The sequence below is a fragment of the Halomonas sp. genome (assembly GCF_033549285.1).
In the GTDB taxonomy this organism is placed as follows: Bacteria; Pseudomonadota; Gammaproteobacteria; order Pseudomonadales; family Halomonadaceae; genus Halomonas.
Genome location: NZ_JAWSUJ010000136.1, coordinates 1 through 7,857, shown reverse-complemented (window position 1 = coordinate 7,857; position 7,857 = coordinate 1). Strand labels below are relative to the sequence as shown.

8 protein-coding genes are annotated in these 7,857 nt (G+C 70.8%); 4 read left to right on the top strand and 4 right to left on the bottom strand.

The window, feature by feature from the left end:
• Nucleotides 1–371, top strand: a 371-nt coding sequence (locus SCI24_RS19765; RefSeq protein ID WP_318727008.1) for an elongation factor P hydroxylase, incomplete at its 5' end; no start/stop codon positions are given.
• A gap of 36 nt (nucleotides 372–407) precedes the next feature.
• On the top strand, nucleotides 408–2,579 hold the full coding sequence (locus tag SCI24_RS19760; protein WP_318727007.1) for a thiamine pyrophosphate-dependent enzyme: 2,172 nt from the start codon (nucleotides 408–410) through the stop codon (nucleotides 2,577–2,579).
• A gap of 14 nt (nucleotides 2,580–2,593) precedes the next feature.
• Here SCI24_RS19760 and SCI24_RS19755 read toward each other — a convergent pair whose 3' ends face one another.
• The gene (locus tag SCI24_RS19755) at nucleotides 2,594–3,148 is read right to left on the bottom strand and encodes a hypothetical protein (protein WP_318727006.1); all 555 of its coding nucleotides are present in this window, start codon (nucleotides 3,146–3,148) and stop codon (nucleotides 2,594–2,596) included.
• Between the two features lies 1 nt (nucleotide 3,149).
• A complete protein-coding gene (locus SCI24_RS19750; RefSeq protein ID WP_318727005.1) occupies nucleotides 3,150–4,037 on the bottom strand; it encodes a TatD family hydrolase in 888 nt (295 codons plus the stop codon).
• A gap of 100 nt (nucleotides 4,038–4,137) precedes the next feature.
• On the opposite strand from SCI24_RS19750, the gene SCI24_RS19745 reads away from it, so the two are divergent.
• A complete protein-coding gene (locus tag SCI24_RS19745) occupies nucleotides 4,138–6,051 on the top strand; it encodes an ATP-binding cassette domain-containing protein (protein WP_318727004.1) in 1,914 nt (637 codons plus the stop codon).
• Nucleotides 6,052–6,137: 86 nt separating this feature from the next.
• Here the strand turns inward: SCI24_RS19745 and SCI24_RS19740 are convergent, their stop codons facing one another.
• Entirely contained in the window at nucleotides 6,138–6,593 is a 456-nt protein-coding gene (locus SCI24_RS19740; protein WP_282733638.1) for a universal stress protein, read from the bottom strand.
• A gap of 106 nt (nucleotides 6,594–6,699) precedes the next feature.
• Between SCI24_RS19740 and SCI24_RS19735 the strand changes: the two genes are divergently transcribed.
• Nucleotides 6,700–7,230 carry a preprotein translocase subunit YajC gene (locus SCI24_RS19735; RefSeq protein ID WP_318727003.1) on the top strand — a complete coding sequence of 177 codons (531 nt, stop codon included), beginning with the start codon at nucleotides 6,700–6,702 and terminating at the stop codon, nucleotides 7,228–7,230.
• 6 nt (nucleotides 7,231–7,236) lie between these two features.
• On the opposite strand, the gene slyA is transcribed toward SCI24_RS19735, so the two are convergent.
• A complete protein-coding gene (gene slyA / locus SCI24_RS19730; RefSeq protein WP_318727002.1) occupies nucleotides 7,237–7,680 on the bottom strand; it encodes a transcriptional regulator SlyA in 444 nt (147 codons plus the stop codon).
• Nucleotides 7,681–7,857 lie beyond the last annotated feature (177 nt).

Below are 7,857 nucleotides of genomic sequence, written 5' to 3'. Positions count from 1 at the left end.
GGCGACGGCTCGAGGACTACGGTTACTGGTACCTGCCCGACGGCAGGGATGCCCGCCAGCAGCGCGACTTCGAGGCGGTGGAGGTGGCGCCCCAGGCGCTGGAGCGGCTCTTCTCCGAGGCCTGCGGCCTGCCCTTCAACGTCAGCGTCGACAACCTGGGCGAGGTGGAGGTCGACCGAGAGGGCTTCCAGGCGCGGGTCGAGGCGCGCGCCGAGCGCTACCTGCGCGAGGGGCTGCCGGGGCGTGCGGCGGCCTTTCGCCAGGCATTGGTGGCCTTCTACCGTGAAGGGGCCAGCCTCGAGCAGGCCGTGGCGGCCGGGCACCGTCGGCTCGCATCGGCGGGATCGCGGCCCGTCGAGGCGATCGACTAGGCTGTAGGGCAGTGTCCAGCCGACCGGAGGCCGACCGTGGCCGATTCCCTGCCCCAGGAACAGCGCTTTCTCGCCGCCCTGCATGACGATACCTGGCCCGCGCCGTCACACGAGCGCTCCCTCGAGGCGGCCGGGCTCGCCCCCGAGGCGCTCGTCGAGCTCTTCGAGTCCCAGCTGACCAGTCGCCACCTCGACCTCCAGGCCCGGCGGCTCCAGGCACGGGGCGAGGGCTTCTACACCATCGGCAGTGCCGGCCACGAGGGCAACGCCGCCATCGCCCGCGCCTTCCGCCCCACCGATCCCGCCTTCCTGCACTACCGTGATGCCGCCTTCCTGATCCAGCGCAGCCGCACCGTGCCGGGCCAGACGCCGATCCGCGACCTGCTGCTGAGCTTCACCGCCTCGTCGGAGGACCCGATCTCCGGCGGGCGCCACAAGGTGCTGGGCTCCAGGGCGCTCAACATCCCGCCGCAGACCAGCACCATCGCCTCCCACCTCCCCAAGGCGGTGGGGGCAGCCCACAGCCTCGGCCTGTGGCGTCGCCTGGGCGGTGGCGGCGAGTGGCCGACGGACAGCGTGGTGATCTGCAGCTTCGGCGATGCCTCCTTCAACCACTCCACCGCCCAGGGCGCCCTCAATGCCGCGGGCTGGGCCGCCTGGCAGGGCGCGCCCATGCCGCTGGTGATGGTCTGCGAGGACAACGGCATCGGCATCTCCATGCCCACGCCACCCGGCTGGGTGGCCGCCAGCATGCGTGCCCGCCCCGGCTTCCACTATCTTGCCTGCGACGGCCTCGACCTGCTGGACACCTGGCAGGTGGCCCGCGAGGCGGCGCACATCGCCCGCACCCGTCGCCAGCCAGTATTCCTGCACATGCACTGCGTGCGCCTGTTCGGCCATGCCGGCTCCGATGCCCAGCAGGCCTACCTGTCGGCCGCGCGCATCGAGGCCGACGAGGCCCGCGACCCGCTGCTGGTCAGCGCCGGGCTGCTGCGTCGCCACGGCGTGCTTTCCGTGGAGGAGATCGCCCAGCGCTACCGGACGATCGGCGAGCGGGTGGCCCGGGAGGCCGAGGCGGTGATCCAGCGCCCCCGGCTCGAGAGCGCCGCCGAGGTCATGGCGAGCATCGTGCCGCCGCCGCGCCCCGGCCGGCAGCAACCCTGGCAGGGGGAGGTCGATGCCACCCCGGCCCCCATGGCCAGGCTGATCAACCAGGCGCTGGCGAGGCTGATGACCCGCTACCCGCACCTGGTGATGGCCGGCGAGGACATCGGCCGCAAGGGCGGCGTCTACGGGGTCACCCAGCGCCTGCAGGCGCAGTTCGGCCCGCACCGGGTGATCGATACGCTGCTCGACGAGCAGAGCATCCTGGGGCTGGGGATCGGCCTGGCCCAGAGCGGCCTGGTGCCGATCCTCGAGATCCAGTTCCTCGCCTACCTGCACAACGCCGAGGACCAGCTGCGCGGCGAGGCGGCCACCCTGAGCTTCTTCTCCGCTGGCCAGTACACCAACCCGATGGTGGTGCGCATCGCCGGGCTCGGCTACCAGAAGGGCTTCGGCGGCCACTTCCACAACGACAATGCGATTGCCGTGCTGCGCGACATCCCCGGGCTGCTGGTGGCCTGCCCGTCCGACGGGGCCGAGGCGGTGGGGCTGCTGCAGGAGGCCGTCCGCCTGGCCGACGAGGAGCAGCGGTTGGTGGTGGTCCTCGAGCCCATCGCCCGCTACCACGCCCGTGACCTGCTGGAGGAGGGGGATGAGCGCGGCTGCTGCGCCGACCCGGGCCCGGACTACCGCCTGGCGGTGGGCAAGCTCGGCCAATGGGGGGAGGGGCGCGACCTGGCCATCGTCAGCTACGGCAACGGGATGCACCTGTCACGACAGGCGGCCGACCGCCTTGAGGCCGAGGGCATCGCGCTGCGCCTCATCGACCTGCGCTGGCTCACCGCCATCGACCACGATGCCCTGCATCGCCGGGTGGCCGACTGTGCGGGCATCCTGGTGGTGGACGAGTGCCGGCGCTCGGGCTCGCCGAGCGAGGAGCTGATCACCGGCCTGGTCGAGCGCGGCGTGGCGGGCGAGCGCCTGGCGCGGCTGACCGCCGAGGACAGCTTCATCGCCCTGGGGCCGGCCGCCACGGTCACGCTGCCCTCGGTGGCGGGCATCGTCGAGCGGGCCCGGGAGCTGCTGGGCCGGTCGCGGGCCTAGTGGCATGGGCCCGCTCAGTCGTCGACGTCGTCACCGTCCAGCAGGCGACCATCGAAGGGGCTGGCCTCGGGGGGCGCGACCCCCGGGTCGAGGCGCTGGTGCAGGTTGAGCATCACCGCCACCTCGTGCTCGGGGCGTAGCGGCTCGAGGCCCAGCTCGCCGAAGAGCTCGCCCCGGGCCCTGGCCCAGTCGCCGGGCTCGAGCTCCTGGTAGAGGCTGTCTGCCGGGGCCAGTTCCACGAAGGGGTCGAGGCCGTAGGTGTCGAAGAGCCGCGAGATCGCCGCCTCGTCATCACTCACGCCGGCCGTGTAGAGGGTGGCGCTGAAGTGGTCATTCTCCAGCTCGCGGATCACGTCCAGCGGGCTCACGCCCATGCTGTTGAGCTCCTCCAGGCTGTACTCGCCAAGCGACACCATTTCGCTGTCCAGCCAGTCGTCGTCCGGCTGGATCAGGGTGTGCTTGACCCGCCCATCGGGCAGCGTCCAGGCGATGGCCAGCGGCAGTCCGCCGTCCTCGCCGGTCTCGACGGCGATGAAGCCGGGAATCTCCTTGTGCTCGGGGCCGGCCATGTCAGGGCTCCTCATGTTCGGTGGCGCGGTGCGCCTCGCCTGCCGGCAGGCGGAAGAAGGCGAGCGCGGTCGCGGTGGTGGCACGGGCCATTTCGGCCTCGTCCATGCCCCGCCAGTGGGCGATCTCCCGCACGATCCAGGGCAGCAGCGCCGGTTCGTGGCGTCTGCCCTTGAGTTTGGCAGGTAAATTGCGCGGCAGCAGGTAGGGGCAGTCGGTTTCCACCATCAGCCGGTCCAGGGGGATCTCGCTGACCAGCTCGCGCAGGTGGTGGCCGCGACGCTCGTCGCACAGCCAGCCGGTCAGGCCGATGTGCAGGTCAAGGTCCCGGTAGCCGTAGAGGGTCTCGCGGTCGGCGGTGAAGCAGTGCACCACGGCGTCGGGGATATCGTCTCGCCAGGCGTGCAGCATCTCGCGCATGCGGCGCCCGGCGTCCCGCTCATGGAGGAACAGCGGCTTGCCGCTCTCCGCCGCCAGGCCGAGCTGGGCCTCGAAGGCGCGCTCCTGCTCGGCGGGGGTGGAGAAGTTGCGGTTGAAGTCCAGGCCGCACTCGCCCACCGCCACCACCTCGGGCTGGCGGTGCAGGTCGCGCATCGCCCGCGCGAGCGTCGGGTCCCAGCGGCTGGCGTCGTGGGGATGCACCCCGGCGGTGGCGAAGAGCCCCGGGTGGCGCCGGGCCAGCGCCACGGCCTGCTCGGCGTGCTCGCGGTCGGTGCCGGTGAGGATCAGGGTGGTGACGTTGGCCGCCCGGGCGCGGGCCAGCACCGCCGGCAGGTCCCGGGCGAAGCTCTCGTGGGTCAGGTTGGCGCCGATGTCCACCAGCGGGGCGGGCGAGGTGAAGCGCAGGGCCTCGGGCAGGACGTCGTCGAAGGTGTCGGTCGGGGCAACCAAGGCGAAACTCCTTCTGGGATCAGGCGCGCATTGTACCCGTCGCCACGCCGGGCCGGCCATGCGTTACACTAGCGCCCTCGATGAATGAAGAGGTGAGCGCGTGACCCTGCTACGTCTGGAACAGCTGCAACTGGCCTACGGCACCCAAGTGCTGCTCGACGGCGCCGACCTGGTGCTGGAGAAGGGCGAGCGCCTGGCCCTGGTGGGGCGCAACGGCACCGGCAAGTCGACCCTGCTCAAGCTGGTCGCCGGCGAGATCCAGGCCGACGGCGGCCACATCTGGCGGGCGCCGGGGCTGAAGATCGGGGTGCTCGCCCAGGAGCTGCCGGATGCCACCGGCCAGACCATCTTCGACGTGGTGGCCCAGGGGCTCCCCGAGGCCGGCGAGCTGCTCTCCGAGTACCACCACCTGATCCACGACGAGGCGCCGGACATGCGCCGCATGGCCGAGCTGCAGACGCGGATCGAGGCGATCGACGGCTGGTCCTTCCACCAGCGCATCGACGTGGTGCTGACCCGGCTGGGGCTGCCCGCCGATGCCGAGATGGCCGCGCTCTCCGGCGGCTGGCGGCGCCGCGTGGCGCTGGCCCGGGCGCTGGTCGCCGAGCCCGACCTGCTAATGTTAGACGAGCCCACCAACCACCTCGACCTCGACACCATCGCCTGGCTGGAAGAGCAGCTGCTGGACTTCAATGGCGCCGTGCTCTTCATCACCCACGACCGTGCCTTCCTCTCGAAGCTCGCCACGGCGATCCTCGAGCTCGATCGCGGGCGCCTGGGCCGCTACCCCGGGGATTACGCCGCCTACCAGGAGCAGAAGAACCACGAGCTGGAGGTCGAGGCCCGGGAGCATGCCGAGTTCGACAAGAAGCTCGCCCAGGAGGAGGCCTGGATTCGCCAGGGCATCAAGGCGCGGCGCACCCGCAACGAGGGCCGGGTGAGGGCGCTGGAGCAGCTGCGTCGGGAGCGCAGCGAGCGCCGCGAACGCCAGGGCAAGGCCTCGATCTCCGTCGACAGCGGTGGGCGCAGCGGCAAGCGGGTGGTCAGCCTCGAGCACGTTACCCAGCGCTTCGGCGACGAGGTGGTGATCGATGACCTGAGCCTCGAGATCCAGCGCGGCGGCCGCAACGGTGCCGGCAAGACGACCCTGCTCAAGATCCTGCTCGGCGAGCTCGAGCCGAGCGAGGGCAAGGTGCAGTTCGGGACCAAGCTGCAGGTCGCCTACTTCGACCAGCTGCGCGCCGGGCTGGAGCCGGAGAAGAGCGTCTACGACAACGTGGCCCAGGGTAGCGATCGCATCGCCGTGGGCGGCCGCGACCGCCACGTGATGAGCTACCTGCAGGACTTCCTGTTCACCCCCGAGCGGGTGCGCCAGCCGGTCAAGGCGCTCTCCGGGGGCGAGTCCAACCGCCTGCTGCTGGCCAAGCTGTTCACCCAGCCGGCCAATGTCCTGGTGCTCGACGAGCCGACCAACGACCTCGACGTCGAGACCCTGGAGCTGCTCGAGGAACTGCTCCTGAACTTCGACGGCACCCTGCTGCTGGTCTCCCACGACCGCGCCTTCATGGACAACGTGGTGACCAGCGTGCTGGCCTTCGAGGGCCAGGGGCGGGTGCGCGAGTACGTGGGCGGCTACAGCGACTGGGTACGCCAGGGGGGCAGGCTGCCCCCGGCCCCCTGGGAGGGGGCGGCGCGCCAGCAGGCCGAACCCGCGGCCCCGGCGGCGGGCGACACTCCGCCACCGGCCAGGGCCGCCGCCGAGGCTGCCCCGGTGAACCGCCCGGTCAAGCTCTCCTACAAGCTGCAGCGCGAGCTCGACGGCCTCCCGGCCGAGATCGAGCGCCTCGAGGGCGAGGTGGCCGCCTTCGAGGCACGGGTCGGCGACCCGGCCTTCTACCAGCAGGATGCCGAGACCGTGACCGCGACCCTGCAGTCGCTGAACGATACCCAGGCCGAGCTGGAAGCGGCCATGGAGCGCTGGATGGAACTGGAGGCGATGGCGGCAGGAGAGTGACAGGGCGAGGCGTCGCCGGCGTAGGGCCCGAAACCGCAAGGGCGCCCCTGGGGCGCCCTTGCGGTCTGTCGGGTGCAAGAGGGTGGTTACTCTTCGCTCTTCTCGCCCTTGGCCCCCACCCGCACGGCCAGCACGTCGCACTGGGCGCCGTGCAGCACACCGGTGGAGGTGGAGCCGAGCAGCAGGGCGAAGCCATGGCGGCCGTGGGAGCCGACCACGATCAGGTCGACGTCATGCTCCTCGGCGAAGCGGTGGATCTCGGTATCGGGCATGCCCACCACCACGTGCTGGTTCTCCTTGGGCACATGGGTGTCGGCGATCTCCGCCAGGCGCTGCTTGGCGTGCTCGTCGAGCTGGTCCTGGATGCTGGTGAGGTCCATGGGGATGTCGCCGCCATAGGCGAAGCCCAGCGGCTCCAGGGTATGCATGATCGACAGCTTGGCCTGGTTGCGGTCGGCGATCTGCATCGCCCGCTCCAGGACCTTGTGGGAGTCCTTGGTCAGGTCGACGGCGACCAGGACATGACGATATTCGTTGCTCATGGTGTGACTCTCCGTACAGCATCCAGCGTGTTTGGGGATGCTTCCACTCTAGGACGGCTCGCGTGACAAGACAACGACTTGCATCAAGATTCACAGGGAGAACGGCATGGCCTGGTTGATCATTCTCGTCGCGGTGATGCTGGTGATCTCACCGCTACTCTGGCTCAAGCCGAACCCGCGCCAGAAGCGGGTGGCGCGGATGCGCACGGCCATGAGCCGGGCGGGCGTCACCGTCAAGCTGGACAAGCCACCCTTTCATGAAGCCAGGGGCGTCATGCCCCACTACCGCTGGCCCTATCCGCCGCAACAGCCGGGGCCCGACTTCACGCTGGTGCGAGATGCGAAGGCCGGGCCGGCGCTCAAGCCGTTCCGGCATGGCTGGTACTGGCGCTTCGAGCCGCTCCGGCCCCTGCCGGCGGCGGCCGAGGCGCCCCTCGAGGCGCTGCTGACGCGCCTGCCGCTGGATGCCAGTGTGCTGGAGTCGAACCGGGCGGCCCTCGGCCTCTGGTGGTGGGAGTCGCAGGATACCGAGCGCTTCTCCAGCTACCTGGAGGACTTCACGGCCCTGCGTGACGCCCTCGCCGGGCGTCCCGACCATCCCGAGAAGGAGGTGCCCCTGGAGGGGCCGCGCGCCTGAGCACGGTCACTGTGCATCCTCGCGGGCCTGGATCGCCAGGCCGTTCTCCTCGATGCGCGACAGCAGGCTCGCCAGCTGGGCGACCTCCGCGTCGTCGAGGCCGGCCAGCATCTCGCTGCGCGCCTGGCTGACCACCGCATCGATCTGCTCCAGCAGGGGTGTGGCCTCGGGCGTGAGGTAGATGCGCTTGGTGCGGCGGTCCTGCTCGCAGCCGCGCCGCTCGATCAGCCCCTGCTCGGAGAGCTGGTCCAGGGTGCGGACCAGCGAGGGCGCCTCGACGCCGATGGCGCGGGCCAGGTCACACTGCGGCTGGCCGTCACCGAGCCGCCAGAGGTGGTAGAGGGTGATCCAGCGAGTCTGGGTCAGGCCCAGCGGCGCCAGTCGCCGGTCGATGACGGCGCGCCACAGGCGCGGCACGCGGGACAGCTGGAAGCCGATGTTCTGGTGCATGGGTCTGTGCATCCGGGAGAAGCCTGAGCGGATTGTCCGAACCGCCGCCGTGTAATGCAAGCAGGCTTATCATTGCACGCCCTCGGCCGTTCCGGCGTCATCGTCTGCCTCGTCTGCCTCGTCTGCCTCGTCTGCCTCGTCTGCCTCGTCTGCCTCGTCTGCCTCGTCTGCCTCGTC

Excerpts from the sequence above, each read along its gene's own strand:
- SCI24_RS19755 (WP_318727006.1), bottom strand. The coding sequence starts at position 3,148 with ATGGCCGGCCCCGAGCACAAGGAGATTCCCGGCTTCATCGCCGTCGAG.
- SCI24_RS19740 (WP_282733638.1), bottom strand. The coding sequence starts at position 6,593 with ATGAGCAACGAATATCGTCATGTCCTGGTCGCCGTCGACCTGACCAAG.
- SCI24_RS19735 (WP_318727003.1), top strand. The coding sequence starts at position 6,700 with ATGGCCTGGTTGATCATTCTCGTCGCGGTGATGCTGGTGATCTCACCG.
- slyA (WP_318727002.1), bottom strand. The coding sequence starts at position 7,680 with ATGCACCAGAACATCGGCTTCCAGCTGTCCCGCGTGCCGCGCCTGTGG.